The organism is Peribacillus simplex, from assembly GCF_001542915.1.
In the GTDB taxonomy this organism is placed as follows: domain Bacteria; phylum Bacillota; class Bacilli; order Bacillales; family DSM-1321; genus Peribacillus; species Peribacillus simplex_B.
In genome coordinates, this window is sequence record NZ_LNNH01000023.1 from 66,542 (window position 1) to 83,857 (window position 17,316).

Below are 17,316 nucleotides of genomic sequence, written 5' to 3' on the forward strand. Positions count from 1 at the left end.
GGAAATGGTTCGGCCATCAGCATCGAGTGATTGGTTAAAATGATTATAGGGGAAGTGGAGCTTGGTGGAACGGTGCAAAAATGTTTGGCTGGCAGTGTCTGGCCTTGTGATATCCGATAAGGGAGAATGGCTCGTGGTGAACAAAAGGTATGGCGGGTTGAAAGGGCAATGGTCGCTGCCTGCAGGTTTTGTCAAACATGATGAAACCGTTGACGAGGCTGTTGTAAGGGAAGTGTTCGAGGAAACGGGCATCCATGCGGAAATCGAAGGCATGGTAGGTGTCAGAAGCGGAGTCATCAAAGGGGAGATCAGTGATAATATGTTGGTGTTTTTACTTAAACCGCTCAGCTTTGAGGTCACCGCCCAATTGGATGAATTATATGAAGCTAAGTTTTATGATCCTGATTCATTGATGCAAGAGGGGAAGCAATCTTTATTATTGGAGCAGCTGTTAGCTTTTAAGAAGGAAAGAATGCAGACGATGCTTGATGGATTGAACCCAGGTGATCAATTCGGTTATACATCGTATAAATTATTCATGTGAATTGGGTAAATATATTTTATTCGACATTATTTGGCATTAAGTCGTTGACGCGGCAATTATTTTTTCAGTAAACTAAAGGTGTCGCTTTTAAGGGGGTCAAGAATAACATGCCATTGCCTGTTTTAATTATCTCAATACTCTTATTTTTCATATTATTTTTTGGGATTGGCTTTTTGCTCAATATGCTTTTTCGTTCATCATGGATCATGGTCATTTTATTTCCCATCGTCTTCATCGTCATTGTCAATGAAACGAAGCTGATCGAATATTTCCGAAATCCGGGAATGTCCTTTTCAAGCCTTGGGTCGAACCTTACATCCTTGCATTCGGCAGATATCATTATTTTATCAAGCGGGCTGCTTGGTGCCGTTTTAGCTGGTTTGGTTATTAAAACGTTAAGAAAAAAAGGATATCAGATGTTTTGATCAAGGTGGATCGTCTTCGTGGACGGTCCTTTTTGTTTGGGAAAAAGGTTGTTTTGCCTGTTTATGAATACTTTCTCTCTGGAAAGGGAACAAATATCCTTGTGAGAGGAGTGGAATGAATACATATGAAGGTCTGTAAGGCATTATTTTTGAGGGTTGCTATTATCATATTGTTTATCTTGGCCATCGACTCTACCTTAAATCATGTTTTTGGCGCTACAACTGAGGTTGACCCATTCGAAGAGACGATGAGACAACATCGATTGCTTGGGCTCGAATACAAAACCATCCATAGGGGGGATCAGGTGGCAACACTAGTTGCATCCGCTTCCAGGAGCAATGGACCGGCGACGATAGAGGAAGGCATCGAGCTTTTGAAGTATCCTAAGCATGAAGTGCTCGCGACAGGGTACACGGCCGGATATGAATCAACCGGAAAATATCCGAAAAGCCCTTCCTACGGCATAACCTATTCAGGAGTGAAGGTGAAGCGGGATATGTTTTCGACGATTGCCGCGGATTTAGCCGTCTTCCCGCTCGGAACCATCCTATGGATTCCTGGCTATGGTTATGGAGTGGTAGCCGACAAGGGGGGCGCAATCAAAGGGAATCACCTTGACCTCTATTATGAAACGGTGCAGGATGTGTATGATAATTGGGGTAAGAAAACCCTTGAGGTATATGTTGTGCAAAAAGGGAGCGGCGCGTTGTCCGAGGAACAGTTAAGTAAGTTGAATGAAACCAAGATCAGGCAGGTATTCAAGCATAAAATGAACGAACGGGCGTTGAACGAGCATGTATCATCCTTTGCCTTTTAATCATTCAGATGGGCGAATTCCATTTTCAGCGAGTTTGCCCAAAGCGTAAGGCTGCCCCGAGGGGCAGCCTTTTCATGTCAATCCTTTATGTGATTGTAGTCGTTGGATGCAGGGTCCTTGCCAATTTTGACAATCCTTCCAATAAACGAGGGGATGGACGGCAAAATAATGGTTCTTCCATGATATGGATATTATGATGGCGAACTGCTTTCATATCGCTCCAACCATTTCGCTTTTTGACAAGCCCCGGGTTCACTTTGCGTAAAGGAACCCCGACCCAGGCTAAGCAAATGTGGTCGGGATCCTTTTCGGTGACCTCTTCGGAAGTGACTTGGATGCTGGCCATGTTCACTTCTTCAAAAAGATTATATCCTCCGGCCAGACGGCTGATTTCGGATAACCAATTGACTCCGCCTGGGCTGAATAAGGGGTTTGGCCACCACTCCCAATAAAGGGAAGGCTTCGTTTCGATTGTATCAGCCACGTCTTGATAGCGGAGGATCGTGGCCCTGAATTTGGAAGCCTGCTTCTCTGCTTCGTTCTTAAGGTCCGTCGCCTCCCCCAAGGTAAGCAAATCCTGGGCGATATCTTCAAGCGATTGCGGATTGAAGATGATATGGGGAAGGTTCCGCTTTTTTAATGCTTCAATATTTTTTTCCATGCCGGGTACACTTAATGAAGCCAATATCAAATCAGGTTTCAATGCTTCCACTTGATCGATATCGATCGATAAATCCGGCCCGACTTTAGGGAGGTGCTGAATGGATTCAGGCCAATCCGAGTAGTCGTCGATGGCGATCAGCTGATCCTCGATTCCTAGATAGGTGCATAGTTCCGTATTGCTGGGGCATAGCGAGATTATTTTCAACTGTATCACCTACCCTTGAAAAATGAAAAAGTGAAGCACAAGTGCAATGAATACACCGGTCAAGGCTCCGAAAAATACCTCGATCGGCTTATGGCCCAACAGTTCCTTTAATTGTTGTTGTTTTTGCTTCTCCTCTTTTTTTTGCCAATTTTTCGCTTGCTCGACAAATGTATTGAAATCGGTAACGAGGCGGTTCAAGACGGCAGCCTGTTCCCCTGCCTGCCTCCTTACGCCTGTTGCATCGAACATCGTGATGACGGCAAAGATTGCGGCAACCGCGAATACAGGTGAATCCATGCCAGTTTCAATCCCTACGGCAACGGTGAGAGCTGACACGGCTGCCGAGTGGGAGCTGGGCATCCCGCCCGTCGAGTTAAGAAGTGACCAGTTCACTTTACGAAAAGCGATGAAATGGATGGGCACTTTGATGAATTGAGCAAAGAAAATGGCAATCAATGCTGCAATCAAAGGGAAGTTGAGAAAAAAATCCAAAAGTATCAGCCTTCTTTCCGATTATGAGTAACGTTGAAACCATATAAGGATAAGTAAGAAATCCTGCTTTTGCATGAGCGAACTTATCCGGCGTTTATTAAGTAGTTCCATCAAATCCTGTCGATTCCCTGCTGGATAAGGATAAAATATGATCTTTCTTATACTATTACTCTAAAGTCACCTTTTCTAAACAATATCCTTGATAATATTAATTTCAAATGCCTTTATCGAAAACTTTGGAAGATTTCGTTATAATGAAGGTAATCGAATGGAGGAGATGGCATATGTTCACAGTTAAAGATTCCTTGAATATAGATTTGATCGACGAATGCTTGGTCCTGGGTGTGTTTGACAGACCGATCAAATTCACAGGCATAGGGGAGGAAGCCGATGAGCAATTGGGCGGCCAGCTAACAGAGTTAGTGAAAGCTGGAGAGATCTCATCCAAGAAAAAATCAGTGGTTAAAATACATACATTAGGCAAGTTAGGTGTAAAGCGATTGGTATTTGTAGGTCTGGGGAAGGAAAAAGAGCTTACTTTCGAAACGCTCCGCGAAGCATTGGGGAAAGCGCGTAAAACGATTGCGGAATCCAAGCTGACGACGCTGTCGATCGCCTTGGATACATTCACGACTGAAAACCTGGATGCCCTGGACGCTGCGCATGCATGCTCCGAGGCGTTCGAACTTGCTTCCTATAAGTTTGAAGGCTACAAGCAAAAATCGAACCAGGTCGAAAAAAGCATTGAAGCAATTACGGTTTATAGTGATGCCGATAGTGGCGAGATAGGGGCGGCGCTTCATGTAGGCAGAATTTTCGGCAGGGCCACCAACTCGGCGAGGACATTGGTCAATACACCTGGGAATTTGCTGACTTCCACGGATTTGGCTGACTATTCAGCCGCTTTGGGTGAACGTTATGGCTTTGAAGTGGAGATTCTTGAGAAGGAAGATATGCTCAAGTTGGGAATGGGTGCCCTCCTTGCCGTCAATCAGGGCTCGGTCGAACCACCGAAAATGATCGTGTTGAAGTATCAAGGAAAAGAGGAATGGAAAGATGCTATAGGTTTGGTAGGTAAAGGCATCACATTCGATACTGGCGGATATTCCTTGAAAACGAAGGCAGGCATCGTCGGAATGAAGACGGATATGGGGGGGGCTGCAGCCGTATTGGGGGCAATGGAAATTATCGGTGAATTGGGGCCGGACCAAAATGTAGTTGCCGTCATTCCTTCCACTGATAATATGATCAGCGGCGAAGCCTTCAAGCCGGATGATGTGATCACTGCCATGAGCGGAAAAACGATCGAGGTATTGAATACCGATGCTGAAGGACGGCTCGTCTTGGCAGATGCCATGACCTACGCTAAACATCATGGTGCAGAATACCTGATTGACGTAGCGACGTTAACGGGCGGTGTCATAACGGCGCTGGGCATGGATATGACTGGTGCCATGACCAATGACGTTGAATTCTACGAGCAAGTCCAAAAAGCTTCCGAGGAGGCCGGCGAGCCTATGTGGCGGCTGCCCATTACCGAAAAGGACAAGGAGCGCGTACGCAATAGTAAGATAGCAGATTTGAACAATTCACCTGGCGGGGCCGGGCATGCCATCATGGGCGGGGCTTTCATCGGTGAATTTGCTGAAGCGACCCCGTGGGTCCACCTGGATATTGCCGGGACATCGACAACCTCCAGCAGCTCGGCATTATGCACCGCAGGAGCGACGGGTGTCATGGCTCGGACGCTTGCCTTATTGGTTGAAACCTTTGAAGCGAAATGAACAAAAAAAACCGAAGCCAAGCATAGGCTTCGGTTTTTTGTCATATATCCCTCCATTTTAGACTGATGATGATATGGCAATTAACCTCCCCGGCTTTCGGATGGAAATCAAAACGGATCCCATCTGGGTTATACATGATATCAGGTTCGTTTTTAATGCCGATCTTCCGGATCATTTCCGTCACGAGGCTTTTTTTCGATGATTGGGCAGCGGTCATCAATCCGTTTGCGAAAGGCTTGGATGTCGCTAAAGTGTTCATGACTTTTTGCACATCGATCAATAAGGACTGCGAGGCCTTTGCCGATTTAACCAACAAATCGGGATTGGTCGCCGAGTAGGGACGGATGCTTCCAGCCAGCCCGTCATACATATGAGGGGGATGCAGGCCGAAGGGGAAATAAGGGTGATTTTCCATTAAGATTCCTTCCTTTCCTTCAGGCTTTCTTTAGACCTGTTTTCTTTATACGTTAAACTATGTAAGAACGCCTTGCGATATGATAGCGGCTCGACGACAGCCCTTTCCTGAAACCCAATCCAGGGAATTTTAGCGAAAGACACACTATTATTTGTAAACCGCTTCATTGACAGGTATAGTGGATAGTAATATACTTACTTACCTAAAGTAAGGAGTATGCACACTATAAATTAAAAAATAGGTGATGTTATCATGAAAATAAACGAGCAAACAAAAAGCATTCTAATAGATAAAATGACGATCCTGAAAACCCCTGGAAAAGCGGATATATGCTTAGTGGGGCCCGTTAAGCTCCCTGTGGAACAAGGCGATTTCTCCGCCGTTTTCCAATGGTATACATGGCTTGAGCTGGATGGAGCGAATCATGACAAGGAAGCGGTGCTTGAATCGCTTTCGGATGCAAACCTGGCTTTTGGACAACAGTCCTCCGTATTGGTATATGGTGATTTCAAAGAGTCCGAAAATGCACTCGTCCGGATGCATAGCATCTGCCATACAGGTGATATTTTTGGCAGTAAACGATGTGATTGCGGCTATCAGCTCCACCAATCGATGAAGATGATTGCCGAGCATGGCTGCGGCGCGATTTTTTACCTTGCTGACCATGAAGGAAGAGGAATCGGCCTATTCTCCAAGTCCCTTGCTTATTTGCTGCAGCAGGAAGGCTATGACACGGTCGAGGCGAACCAGGCATTAGGGTTTGAAGACGATACACGTTCCTACGAAGGGGCAATCCGCGTATTACGGGAATTGCGCGAGAATCCGGTGACATTAATTACGAATAACCCGAAGAAACTGGATGCCCTGATGAAGCATGGTCTCGCGGCAAAGGATCATATACCGCTTTGGGGCGGGCTAACGGAAGATAATAGCTTCTATTTGGACACAAAGGTTAAGAAGTCTGGACATATTCCCCTGCAGAAGCCAACTTTTATCGTATAAGGAGAGCTTAACGTATGAATGATGATCAATATTACATGAAGTTGGCACTAGATCTAGCAGCCAGTGCCAAAGGAAAGACGAATCCGAATCCAGTGGTCGGGGCAGTCATCGTCAAGGACGGCGTGATTGCCGGTACAGGAATCCATCGGAAGGCGGGTGAGCCGCATGCAGAAGTCCATGCGTTCAAAATGGCTGGTGAGTATGCAGAAGGTGCAACCCTATACGTAACGCTAGAGCCGTGCTCCCATTATGGAAAGACTCCTCCTTGTGCAAATTTAGTCAAGGAATCGGGCGTCCATCGGGTTGTCGTGGCTACGCAAGATCCAAACCCGGAAGTTGCAGGAAGAGGGATAGCGATCCTGAAGGATGCAGGCATTGAAGTGGAAGTTGGCGTTTTGGAAAAAGAAGCGCAAAGACTGAATGAACGATTTATCCACAATATGACGAAGAATCGTCCATTCATCATCTCGAAGCTTGCGATGACGCTCGATGGAAAACTTGCGACACATACAGGGCATTCGAAATGGATAACTGGAGAAGAATCCCGTCATTCCGTACATGTGCTGCGTAATGAGGTGGATGCCATCCTCGTCGGAATCGGGACTGTACTGGCCGATGATCCATCATTGACGACCAGACTTCCCGAAGGCGGAGGCAAAAATCCGATCCGGATCATTTTGGACAGTGAACTTCGTGTTCCTTTGGATGCTAATGTTGTTGACGCCTCGGAAGCCAAAACGATAATCGTAACGCAGGAACATGCACCTAAGGAAAAAATCGCCTTTCTGAGCGAAAAAGGGATCGAATTCATTTTTGTCAAAAAAAATGAGGGCGGTCTTGATTTGGGCGCGCTGATGGAAGAATTGTATAAAAAGGGCATTACGGATGTTTTGCTAGAGGGCGGAAGTGAAGTCAATGCCTCTTTCCTAAGGGCAGGGCTCATCGATAAATTCTTGATTTACGTTGCTCCTAAACTATTGGGTGGGAGAAACTCGCTGACGCCGTTTACGGGAGTGAATATAGATACGATGGATGAAGCGCTGGATGTAGCCTTCTCTAGTGTGGACATGTTTGGAGAAGACATCCGCATCACCGCTTATCCGAAATTATAATGGACAACAGGTGAAGAATGATGGTGGTTAAAACTGATGTATGCATAGTGGGGTCTGGTCCTGGAGGAGCACTGTTAGCCTATCTTTTGGCCAAGCGGGGCATATCGGTCGTCCTGCTTGAAAGGCATTCTGACGTGTCAAGGGAGTTCAGGGGGGAGTTCCTGAACGAGGAAGGAGAGGACATCCTTAAAAAGCATGGTTTATTCGAGACTGTGGAAAGGCTCGGCTTGCTAAGGATGGACCGAATCGAATATTGGCAAGGTGGCCGCTTATTTAAACGGATTTTTCCTGAATGGCCGGTAGATCATGTTGGGATACATGTACCTCAAAATCATTTGCTTTCAGCGATATTGGATGAAGCGAAAAAGCTGGACACCTTTCGATTGATGCTAAATAGCCGGGTTACGGACTTGATTCAGAATGACCGGGGCCGGTTTACGGGTGTCAAGGTCCGAAAAGAGGGAAAGGACATGATCGTCGAAAGTCCATTGATCATCGGGGCGGACGGCAGGTTTTCCACGGTCCGGAAAAAAGCGGGGATTAAAGCCGTGATTAAAAATCATGGCTACGATCTGTTGTGGGCAAAAATCCCGGCTCCTAAGGGATGGCAGCCCTCAATCAAGATGGCACTGGTCAATGACTCCCAAGTCGCCCTCTTCACTCAAACGGGAGGGGCGATCCAAATTGGCTGGAATATAGAGCACGACTCCTTTCCCCAGCTGCGAAAACAGCCTTTTGAGCCCTTCATCGAAAAATTGCTGATGGCCTTTCCTGAATTGATCGAAAGTGCGCGGGAAAATATCCGCTCCTGGCAGGACTTCATATTATTGGACGTTCACAGCAGCTATTGCGAAACGTGGACGAAGGATGGAGTTGCTTTAATGGGCGACGCGGCCCATACGATGACGCCTACAGGCGCTTTCGGGCTGAATTGCGCCATGAAAGATGCCGATTTATTGGCCGATCTTATCCGGGAATGCATCTTGCATGAGGATGCTGAATTCCTTGGGCTAAAAGCCGCCGAGCCGGAAAGAAAGTCCGAAATTGAAAGATTGCAAGCCATTCAAGTGGACAAGGAGATATCCTTCGCATCACAGTTTGCCGCTTATGTTTGAATAGGAGTGAATGATATGAAATTTGGGTTCGATATTGATGATACCCTGATTAATTTGAGGGAATTCGCGTTCCATCTTTATAATGAAAAGCTGAATAAAAACGTGGAACTGGCGGTATTCAAAGCGTTAAAGACGATAGAAATCCATGAAGCATTCGGGCTTGATAAAGAGGCGGGCGGCAAGATGTGGAATAGTCTTGTCGAGGAAGTGTATTATTCATCGTGTCCCGCTTTCGAGGGCGCAGTGGAAACGCTCCAGGAGCTTGAATTGGCAGGGCATGAGATTTATTACATCACTGCCAGAAAGACGGAGCATGGTGAACGGACGAAAAAATGGATGATCGAAAACGGCTTTCCGGTTAAGGATGACCATTTTTTCTGCGGCATGAAGGATCATGAAAAAATCGATACGATCAATCAGCTTGAGCTTGATTATTATTTCGATGATAAACCGGCTGTCCTCGAAACCTTATTGGATATTCCAACGAAGGTGTATGCAATCGACAATTCCTATAACAGGGAATTGGATATACCGAGACTTGCAAGCTGGTCCGAATTAAAGGAACTGATCTCCAAATGAACGGATGAGGATGACTTGATCGATTCGGGTCATCCTTTTTAGATGCCGTATTATGAACCGTGATTCATTTTTTTGTCTCTAAATGTTATGATTTACCTGAAGGAAATAAAAAGGTGGGGGGATTGGAATGGAAATCAATATGGATAACTCGTTGATAGGCACGCTTGGAATCGAAATGAAAGAATACGGGGATGGGAAAATCATAGCCACGATGCCGGTGGATGAACGAACGAGGCAGCCTTATGGTTTATTGCACGGGGGAGCATCTGTTGCACTTGCCGAATCCGTTGCAAGTGCCGGGGGAATGCAGCTTGTGGATCAGACGAAACAGGCTGTGGTCGGACTTGAAATCAATGCCAATCATGTAAGGGGAGTTCGCTCTGGGTTTGTTACCGCGGAAGGGAATATCATCCATCGCGGGAGGACTACGATGGTATGGGACGTGAAGATCCGGGACGAAGAGGATCATCTTATCTGTATTTCCCGCTGTACGTTAGCCATCATTGACTTACCAAAGTGACGGAGAAAAAACAGCTTAGCATGGTGAACGCTCCGGGCTGATCCCCGGGCGGCTGATTGAATGGTATACAAATGGTTGCAAAGGAGTTTTTTTATGCTTGTTGGCTCTATACAAGAAATCACCCGGCATCCGGTTAAATCATTCGCTGGTGAACAGGTACAGGCAACGAAGGTGATGGATTATGGGTTATATGGAGATCGCAGTCATGCCTTTAAGGACAAGCAGGGGAAATTCATCACGATAACCCAGGTTCCTGAAATGGTTCGCTATCAAGCTTTCTTTTCAGGTGAGGAAACGTTGAAGGCTTATCCTGAATTGAAAGTGAAGGCACCGGACGGAAACATACTGACATGGGGGGAGAAAGCCTTCCTGGAGGAAATGGACCTGTTGCTGAGGCGGGAGGCAGAAGCCGTTGTGTATCCTCCTTCGCATATTCCGTTCGGGGCCATCGAGGAAGAAAATATATTGCTTGTGAGTGATGCTTCCATAGCTGAATTGACGAAGCTTTGGGGAAATGAAGTGGATGGCAGAAGGTTCAGGCATAATGTAGTGCTGTCTTTAGTGAACAAAACGCCCTTTCTGGAAGAAAGTTGGTTCGGAAAGCGGATTATCATTGGCAATGACGTCGTACTGGAAATCAAAAGGCATTGCGAACGCTGCATGATCATAACGGTCGACCCTGGAGATTCCCATAAAGATCCTTCCCTGTTAAAAACCGTCGTCAAGGAAAGGAACAATCATTTTGGCGTCTATGCTTCCGTCTTGCGGACAGGTGAAATCAGATTGGGCGATCAAGTGTTTTTAATGGATTAAGCTTGCGTTTCAATTATAAAAACCAGAAAGGCTGCTCCTGTACCCAGGGCAGCCTTTCTTCACTTGATAAGGAAATCACCGGTTCTTCTTCAAATCGTCCTGGACACTTTGATCCCACATTTTAACACCTGTATGGTAAGCGGAGCGGTTGATCAAATGTCCAGCGACGGGACTGGTCATGAAGATAAAGATGATGGCGAGCACGATCCGGAAATCGACATGGCCATGTTGATGATAAAAGTATAACAACGTGCCAATCAGGATGAACATGATTCCAAGCGTCGAGCTTTTTGAAGCAGCGTGATTCCTTGTATAGACATCAGGCAAGCGGATGATGCCGAAAGCGGATACTAGAAAGAGGAAGACACCCATTAAAAGGAATAGGCCGGAAAGGATTTCAACGATTACGGTCATCTTCAATGATCTCTCCTTTCTCGAGGAATTTGGCAAAAGCGACCGTTCCGATGAAGGAGAGGACTCCGAGCAGCAGAATGGCTTCCAGATAGGCGCTAGTGTCCATGACAATGGAGGCAAGCGCCACGATTGCGATCAGATTGATTCCCATTGCATCGAGTGCGATGACCCGATCCGGTACGGATGGCCCTATGATTAAACGGTAGAGGAATCCAGCCATGGAAAGGGATGCACCGAGCAAGGCTATTTTCAGCACTAAATCGAACATGATTTGCTCACCTCCATGATCGCCTTTTCGAATGTATGTTTAATACTGTCCACAGCCTCAGCCTTGTCGGCAATATCCATCGCATGGATATAAAGAATCCGATTATCCTCCGAAACTTCGACGACTAGCGTCCCTGGTGTCAGGGTAATTAAATTCGCGAGGATCGTTATTTCCCAATCCTTCGTCAGCACGGTTTCGAAGGCGAATATGCCAGGCCGCATATCCAGCTTCGGCTTTAAAACGACCTTGAGGACGCTAATGTTGGAAGAGACGAGTTCCCTTGCGAATATGAGCAGCAAGCGGATGACGGCGTTCACCCGGTTCAGGTAGAAGCGGTCCTTGAAAAAATGGCGGAAGACGAACATGATGCAAAGCCCCAATGCATATCCGATGATAAAGGTGCTCCCATCAAACTCATTTTTTAAAAACATCCAAGTAACCGCAAGGACCAGATTCAGTAAAATTTGGAATGACATCAGGCACTACTCCTTTAAAACCGCTTTGATATAAATATCCGGATTCAATAATGTTTCGACTGCTTGAGAAATGAAAGGGTATATCGCTTCCGTTCCAACTCCGTATAAGACGGAAATGGCAACGAGGATTACGGCCGGAATAAGCATCTTATTAACCGGAACGGCTGCCGGGCGATAATCAGCCCTCGGTGTTCCCCAGAAGCCGTAGATGAAGATTTTCATCACGGAATACAGGACCATCAAGCTTGATAGCAGGACAATGGCCATTCCAAGGTAGTCGCCTGATTTTCCTGCTCCCAGGAGAATAAGAAGCTTGCCGGCAAAGCCGCTGAATGGCGGGATCCCAGCCAAGGATATGGCAGCTACGAAAAAGGTCCAGGCAAGGGCGGGGTACTGCTTGATCAAGCCCCCCATTTTCCTTAAATCAGCCGAGCCGGTGAGTTTGATCATGATGCCGATCAGCAGGAAGAGTGCAGCCTTGATCAGCATGTCATGGATGATATATAAAATCGAGCCTGATAATGCCTGTTCGTTCATCACGGAGATGCCGAAAACGATGACACCGACAGCGATGATGATGTTGTAAATGATGATTTTCTTTACATCCCAATAGGCGAGCGCCCCGATGACGCCGATGAGGATGGTCAAGATGGCAAGCCACGCCAGGAAGGTATGGGTGAAGCCTTGATCATGATAAAACATCAGCGTATAGGTGCGGGAAATCGAGTATATCCCGACCTTGGTGAGCAAGGCTCCGAATAGTGCCATCACGGGAATCGGCGGAGCATGATAAGACCCAGGCAGCCACTGGAAGAGCGGGAAAATGGCGCCTTTCAAGCCGAAAACGATCAAGAAACCGATGGCTATCACCGAGAGGATCGCAGGCTGATTGACCTCTGCTATCCTTTGGCTGATCTGCGCCATATTCAATGTGCCCAGTACAGAGTAGAGATACGCGACCATGATGACGAAAAAGGACGAGGAGAGCACGTTGACAATGATATACTTCAACGATTCCCTCAGCTGGATTTTCGTCCCGCCGAGTACCAGCAGCACATAAGAAGCCATCAGCATCACTTCGAAGAAGACAAATAGATTGAAAAGGTCCCCCGTAAGGAAGGCCCCATTCACGCCAATCAATAAAAATTGAAAAACGGGATAATAATAGTGTGCTTCACGTTCCTCCCCTATCGAGTGGAACGAATAAAGCAAGATGGCCAGCCCGATGATATTCGTAGTCAGGACAAGCAGTGAGGCAAGCATGTCTGCGACAATCACGATCCCGAAAGGCGCCTCCCAGCTGCCGACACCCAAGGTCAAGATACCCTGGGAATGTACCGAGAATACAAGAAAGCTGGATATTACGATGCCAATAAGTGACGAAAAAAGTGAAACCCATCGTTGGAGCTTGATTTTTTTTGCAATGAAAATGAGAAAGATGCCTGTGAAAAGCGGCCATAAAACAGGCAGGAAGGTTAAGTTACTCATTCGTTTTTGTACCTCTCATTTCTTCCATATCATCCGTTCCGAGCTCCTGATAGGAACGGTAAGCCAGTACCAGCAGGAAGGACGTCACACCGAAACTGATGACGATTGCCGTTAAGATGAGTGCTTGCGGAAGCGGATCGGCATAGACAGCAGCTTCTTCACTCAGTAACGGGACGGAGCCGGCTTTTAGACCGCCCATCGTCAAAATCAACAGATGGGCGCCGTGACTGAGCAGCCCGGTACCGATTATGATTCTGATCATGCTTTTTGAAAGCATTAAGTACGTCGCGCACATGAATAAAATTCCAATGACAATGGCCATTAATAGTTCCATTATTCACTCTCCCCTATCGTTTGAATAATGGTCATCGTGACACCAACAACCACAAGATAAACACCGAGATCAAAAAGCACGGCGGTATGAAGTGAGATATGCCCAAGGAGGGGCAAATCGACATAACGGTAGGCATGGGTCATGAGCGGTACGCCGAACAACAGCCCGCCTGCAACCGTCAGGCTTGAAATGAGCAAGCCTGCACCGATCATCAACTTATAATCGATCGGCAGGATCGCGGTGACGGTCTTTAAATCGAAGGCGAGCAGCAGCAGCACAATGGCAGCCGAAGTCATCAAGCCTCCGACAAACCCGCCGCCTGGCGAATAATGACCGCCCAGGAAGATGGCCACCGCAAAAAGGAGGATGACGAAGGCGGCGACCTTCGTAACCGTTTGAAGAATCAGGTCGTTTTGCTTCATGATTTAGCTTTCCCCCTTGTCAGACGCAATTTGATCATCGCGAAGATCCCGAGCGCGGCGATGGAAAGGACCGTGATTTCAAACATCGTATCAAGTCCGCGGAAGTCGACGAGAATGACATTTACGACGTTTTTCCCGCCGGCCTCTTTATACGCGTTTTCAAGGTAATAGCTTGAGATGGAATCAAATAGTTTATTGCTGTGTGCCGATAAGGCGATCAACGTCACGATGACGCCTACACCAATGGATATCAAGGCGTTATTCAACCTGAATGTCATCCGTTCTTCCTTTCTGCTGGCCATCAATGGCAGGTGGAAGAAGCAAAGCAAGAACAGCGATACGGATATCGTTTCAATGACTAGCTGGGTCAGTGCTAAATCCGGAGCCCGCAGCAAGACGAAAAACAGGGAAATCGCATAACCGACTGCTCCCAAGATGATGATCGAGGTTAAACGTGACTTGGCAAACAAAATCGCAATCGCCGCGACGACGATGACGCCAGCTATTAGCAGCTCGTAAAAACCGATCGGGGCAAAATGTCCTGTATCCAATGTAAAGGCATCCTTCCAATAAATCGTAAAGCCCAATGAAAGAATGAAAAATAGGAATATGGATAGCAGATAGGTCCGCAATGAACCTGTCATTAATAATTTCATCACGGAGGAGGACGAACGTTCAAGGCCCTTTAATCCGTTATCATACAAAGAATTCAAGGATATACGTTCAGGAACCACCTGAGTGATCCTCTGCCACTTCGGAAGCGTTTTGTATAAAAGAATTCCCAATGCGATGATGCCGATCGTCATCCATACTTCAGGTGTGAACCCATGCCAGAAAGCAATATGGACATGGAAATCTTCGGTTGCCAAGCTAGGCTGTATGCCAGCTACTGCAGGCTTGATGATCGAAGTAGCAAGCAAGTTTGGGAAAATGCCGAAAACGATGACCAGCAAGGCAAGGATGATGGGAGAAACCAGCATCCCGATCGGTGCCTCGTGTGGCTTCCTATCCAATAGGTTTGCCTGAAGGTTGCCTGTAAAGGGTTTGAGCACGACAATCATGCTATAGATAAAAGTGAACACACTCGCAATCCAGGCTATAACAGGGAACAGAACTCCCCATGTGTCCATATTGAAGATATCCAGCTCCAATACATTCACCATGCTGGCCAAGAACATTTCCTTACTTAAGAAACCGTTGAATGGCGGAAGGCCTGCCATTGAAAAGGCGCCGATGATGGCGACGGTGAAGGTGATCGGCATCACCTGCATCAATCCGCCAAGCTTTTTGATATCACGGGTCCCGGTTTCATGGTCAATGATGCCTGCAACCATGAAAAGGCTGCCCTTGAAGGTCGCGTGATTAATCAAATGGTATACAGCTGCAACCGTGGCTGCCAAGTAAATATTTCCCCCCATTGAATCATAATGGAGTGCTGCCGCGCCCAGACCCAGCAACGACATGATCAATCCGAGCTGACTGATGGTGGAAAAGGCGAGGATGCCTTTTAAATCGGTCTGCTTGATTGCCGAGAACGAGCCCCAGAAAAGGGTGATCAATCCGGTAATCGAAACGAGCCAGAGCCATAACCCGGATTCTGCAAAAACAGGGCTTAATCGGGCCACTAAATAAATCCCGGCCTTGACCATCGTTGCCGAATGAAGATAGGCACTGACGGGCGTCGGAGCCTCCATCGCATCAGGAAGCCAGATATGGAAGGGAAATTGGGCCGATTTAGTGAATGCCCCAAGCAGGACGAGCAATAGTGCCGGAGTGAAGAGCGAGTGATCCATCAGCTGCCCACTTTGTGCTATCAATTCACGTATGCTGAAGGTGTTGCCCATGATGGAAAGGAGAATGATCCCCCCAAGCAGGCTTAGTCCTCCAAGGACGGTAATCAGCAGGGATTTCTGTGCCCCGTAACGTGAACGCTCCCGTTCATTCCAATATCCAATCAATAAAAACGAGGAGAGACTGGTGAATTCCCAAAATGTATAAAGGACAATCAGGTTATCCGAAAGGACCACACCGAGCATCGCCCCCATGAAGAGCAAAAGAAAGACGTAAAACTGATTCAGCCTTTCCTTCTCCTTCGATAAATAGAAAACGGAGTAAAGAACGACGAGTGAACCTATTCCGGTAATGAGCAAGGCGAACAGAAGCCCTAGTCCATCAACATAGAAATCGACATGGATACCGAGAGAAGGGATCCATGCAGCCCTTTCCGTCATGACATCGCCCTGTTTGGTCAAGGGGATGAACCTTGAAAAATAGGTGAAAAGGAGAATGGGTAATATGAGTACAAACCATCCTGTATGTATGTGTCGAAATAGTTTGTATAAGAGTGGAACAATAAGAGCTAATAAAAACGGTGATAATACCGCCAGATGAAGCAATGACATAAACTTCCCCCCCTTTTTACGAAGTCTTTCGTCTTATTATGCTTTTATTTACGCAATACTAGACGCCAGCAAATCTTCGTTGCTGATGCCATTTTTTTTTATTAATTACATGTCACGATTAAAAGTATAACGCAATTTTTGGGGGTTTGCATGGCTTTAGGAACTAGGAAGGTCCACTAAAATGAAGATTTATATATAGGTAGAAAAGGAGCCTCCACCGCTCTGAAAATATTTATTTCAAACGTTTATTTGCGGGGAATTCGTATAGTATCCATTGTGAAATCGTGGTTTATCTTGCATAATATAGGATAAAAGAAGCATGGATGGAGAAAACATGAAAAACACCTATTTACTAAGCTACTTTCCGATCATATCAATCCTATTATTCAGCCTATCCTTTTCCATTTATGGGGAAATGCAAATGCTCAAGTTATTCGGGAATTTGGGCATCTACCAAGGGATGCTGGAGTTTTTTTCTGAAACGGGCATAAAGCTGGCGCTGCTGATCGTATTGCTTCTCCTATTTTTCATGGTTTTTGCCGCCTTGAAATTGATCTCTGACACTGTAATGGAGCTATCTTTGTTATTCTTTTCCAAGGATTCGGAAGGGAAAGCCTTGAACAGTGTAAGAAGGGGCTCGGTCATATATGTCATTGGCGCTGCGTGTTCCTTGTTCAGTGTTCAATACATCATTGGGCTAGGAGTGATCTTCATCGCAACGAATATCGTGGCCTTGATTTATTTCGTCAATAAATTGAGCCCGAACCTGAATTTGGCGAGGTTGGTCGGACTGGTTTTCTTTCCGATCTTCGTTTGGACGGCCTTGATTTCCATCGTCTCCTTTGCCGGCTTGAAGCTTTACAACAGCGTGATTGCAAGCCTGCCCATCTAACCATAAAAAAAGAAGGTGCCAATGAAGGCACCTTCTCAGTTTGTAGACAAAAGGGGTTCGGAATTAAAAAATTCCGAACCCCTTTTGAAATTCCTTTGAAATTTTGACCAAAGGTTACGAGATTTGGGCTCTT

The 17,316-nt window shown here is 46.5% G+C and carries 21 protein-coding genes; 11 read left to right on the forward strand and 10 right to left on the reverse strand.

Annotated features, from left to right (window positions below; all coding sequences use genetic code 11):
- Positions 1 to 61 precede the first annotated feature (61 nt).
- From AS888_RS12295 to AS888_RS12305, 3 genes are all read left to right on the forward strand, one after another.
- Entirely contained in the window at positions 62 to 544 is a 483-nt protein-coding gene (locus tag AS888_RS12295) for an NUDIX domain-containing protein (RefSeq protein WP_061142441.1), read from the forward strand.
- A gap of 107 nt (positions 545 to 651) precedes the next feature.
- Entirely contained in the window at positions 652 to 969 is a 318-nt protein-coding gene (locus AS888_RS12300) for a YuiB family protein (RefSeq protein WP_061142442.1), read from the forward strand.
- A 125-nt stretch (positions 970 to 1,094) separates the two neighbouring features.
- Positions 1,095 to 1,787: a 3D domain-containing protein gene (locus AS888_RS12305; RefSeq protein ID WP_061142443.1), complete on the forward strand. Its 693-nt coding sequence runs from the start codon at positions 1,095 to 1,097 to the stop codon at positions 1,785 to 1,787.
- An 85-nt stretch (positions 1,788 to 1,872) separates the two neighbouring features.
- Here the strand turns inward: AS888_RS12305 and AS888_RS12310 are convergent, their stop codons facing one another.
- Together AS888_RS12310 and AS888_RS12315 are read right to left on the reverse strand one after the other, a co-directional pair.
- Positions 1,873 to 2,655 (reverse strand): cobalamin-binding protein, encoded by a 783-nt coding sequence (locus AS888_RS12310; RefSeq protein WP_061142444.1) that lies wholly within the window; start codon positions 2,653 to 2,655, stop codon positions 1,873 to 1,875.
- A gap of 9 nt (positions 2,656 to 2,664) precedes the next feature.
- Positions 2,665 to 3,147, reverse strand: a complete 483-nt coding sequence (locus AS888_RS12315; RefSeq protein WP_061142445.1) for a divergent PAP2 family protein — start codon at positions 3,145 to 3,147, stop codon at positions 2,665 to 2,667.
- A gap of 284 nt (positions 3,148 to 3,431) precedes the next feature.
- On the opposite strand from AS888_RS12315, the gene AS888_RS12320 reads away from it, so the two are divergent.
- Positions 3,432 to 4,931 carry a leucyl aminopeptidase gene (locus tag AS888_RS12320; RefSeq protein WP_061142446.1) on the forward strand — a complete coding sequence of 500 codons (1,500 nt, stop codon included), beginning with the start codon at positions 3,432 to 3,434 and terminating at the stop codon, positions 4,929 to 4,931.
- Between the two features lie 40 nt (positions 4,932 to 4,971).
- Here the strand turns inward: AS888_RS12320 and AS888_RS12325 are convergent, their stop codons facing one another.
- Positions 4,972 to 5,346, reverse strand: a complete 375-nt coding sequence (locus AS888_RS12325; protein ID WP_061142447.1) for a YuzC family spore coat inner layer protein — start codon at positions 5,344 to 5,346, stop codon at positions 4,972 to 4,974.
- A gap of 252 nt (positions 5,347 to 5,598) precedes the next feature.
- On the opposite strand from AS888_RS12325, the gene AS888_RS12330 reads away from it, so the two are divergent.
- The 6 genes from AS888_RS12330 (at position 5,599) to AS888_RS12355 (ending at position 10,487) form a co-directional block, all read left to right on the forward strand.
- Positions 5,599 to 6,348 carry a GTP cyclohydrolase II gene (locus AS888_RS12330; protein ID WP_061142448.1) on the forward strand — a complete coding sequence of 250 codons (750 nt, stop codon included), beginning with the start codon at positions 5,599 to 5,601 and terminating at the stop codon, positions 6,346 to 6,348.
- Between the two features lie 14 nt (positions 6,349 to 6,362).
- Positions 6,363 to 7,460, forward strand: a complete 1,098-nt coding sequence (gene ribD / locus AS888_RS12335) for a bifunctional diaminohydroxyphosphoribosylaminopyrimidine deaminase/5-amino-6-(5-phosphoribosylamino)uracil reductase RibD (protein ID WP_061142449.1) — start codon at positions 6,363 to 6,365, stop codon at positions 7,458 to 7,460.
- Between the two features lie 20 nt (positions 7,461 to 7,480).
- The gene (locus AS888_RS12340) at positions 7,481 to 8,575 is read left to right on the forward strand and encodes an FAD-dependent monooxygenase (protein ID WP_061142450.1); all 1,095 of its coding nucleotides are present in this window, start codon (positions 7,481 to 7,483) and stop codon (positions 8,573 to 8,575) included.
- A 15-nt stretch (positions 8,576 to 8,590) separates the two neighbouring features.
- The gene (locus AS888_RS12345; RefSeq protein ID WP_061142451.1) at positions 8,591 to 9,154 is read left to right on the forward strand and encodes a 5' nucleotidase, NT5C type; all 564 of its coding nucleotides are present in this window, start codon (positions 8,591 to 8,593) and stop codon (positions 9,152 to 9,154) included.
- Between the two features lie 127 nt (positions 9,155 to 9,281).
- Positions 9,282 to 9,674, forward strand: a complete 393-nt coding sequence (locus AS888_RS12350; RefSeq protein WP_061142452.1) for a hotdog fold thioesterase — start codon at positions 9,282 to 9,284, stop codon at positions 9,672 to 9,674.
- A 93-nt stretch (positions 9,675 to 9,767) separates the two neighbouring features.
- Positions 9,768 to 10,487: an MOSC domain-containing protein gene (locus AS888_RS12355; RefSeq protein ID WP_061142453.1), complete on the forward strand. Its 720-nt coding sequence runs from the start codon at positions 9,768 to 9,770 to the stop codon at positions 10,485 to 10,487.
- 75 nt (positions 10,488 to 10,562) lie between these two features.
- On the opposite strand, the gene mnhG is transcribed toward AS888_RS12355, so the two are convergent.
- The 7 genes from mnhG to AS888_RS12390 are packed head-to-tail and all read right to left on the reverse strand — an operon-like array spanning position 10,563 to position 16,291.
- Positions 10,563 to 10,901, reverse strand: coding sequence for a monovalent cation/H(+) antiporter subunit G (gene mnhG / locus AS888_RS12360; RefSeq protein ID WP_061142454.1), 339 nt, complete (start codon positions 10,899 to 10,901; stop codon positions 10,563 to 10,565).
- On the reverse strand, positions 10,885 to 11,169 hold the full coding sequence (locus AS888_RS12365; protein WP_061142455.1) for a Na(+)/H(+) antiporter subunit F1: 285 nt from the start codon (positions 11,167 to 11,169) through the stop codon (positions 10,885 to 10,887). The genes mnhG and AS888_RS12365 overlap by 17 nt, the downstream gene beginning before the upstream one ends.
- Complete coding sequence (locus tag AS888_RS12370) at positions 11,157 to 11,645, reverse strand: Na+/H+ antiporter subunit E (protein WP_061142456.1); 489 nt, start codon at positions 11,643 to 11,645, stop codon at positions 11,157 to 11,159. Before AS888_RS12370 ends, AS888_RS12365 begins: the two co-directional genes overlap by 13 nt.
- 6 nt (positions 11,646 to 11,651) lie before the next feature.
- A complete protein-coding gene (locus AS888_RS12375; protein WP_061142457.1) occupies positions 11,652 to 13,133 on the reverse strand; it encodes a Na+/H+ antiporter subunit D in 1,482 nt (493 codons plus the stop codon).
- Positions 13,126 to 13,467, reverse strand: a complete 342-nt coding sequence (locus AS888_RS12380) for a Na(+)/H(+) antiporter subunit C (protein WP_061142458.1) — start codon at positions 13,465 to 13,467, stop codon at positions 13,126 to 13,128. Before AS888_RS12380 ends, AS888_RS12375 begins: the two co-directional genes overlap by 8 nt.
- Positions 13,467 to 13,889 (reverse strand): Na(+)/H(+) antiporter subunit B, encoded by a 423-nt coding sequence (locus AS888_RS12385; RefSeq protein WP_061142459.1) that lies wholly within the window; start codon positions 13,887 to 13,889, stop codon positions 13,467 to 13,469. The genes AS888_RS12380 and AS888_RS12385 overlap by 1 nt, the downstream gene beginning before the upstream one ends.
- Positions 13,886 to 16,291, reverse strand: a complete 2,406-nt coding sequence (locus AS888_RS12390; RefSeq protein WP_061142460.1) for a Na+/H+ antiporter subunit A — start codon at positions 16,289 to 16,291, stop codon at positions 13,886 to 13,888. The genes AS888_RS12385 and AS888_RS12390 overlap by 4 nt, the downstream gene beginning before the upstream one ends.
- A gap of 334 nt (positions 16,292 to 16,625) precedes the next feature.
- Here AS888_RS12390 and AS888_RS12395 point away from each other — a divergent pair, with 334 nt between their 5' ends.
- Complete coding sequence (locus tag AS888_RS12395) at positions 16,626 to 17,183, forward strand: DUF5366 family protein (RefSeq protein WP_061142521.1); 558 nt, start codon at positions 16,626 to 16,628, stop codon at positions 17,181 to 17,183.
- Positions 17,184 to 17,316 lie beyond the last annotated feature (133 nt).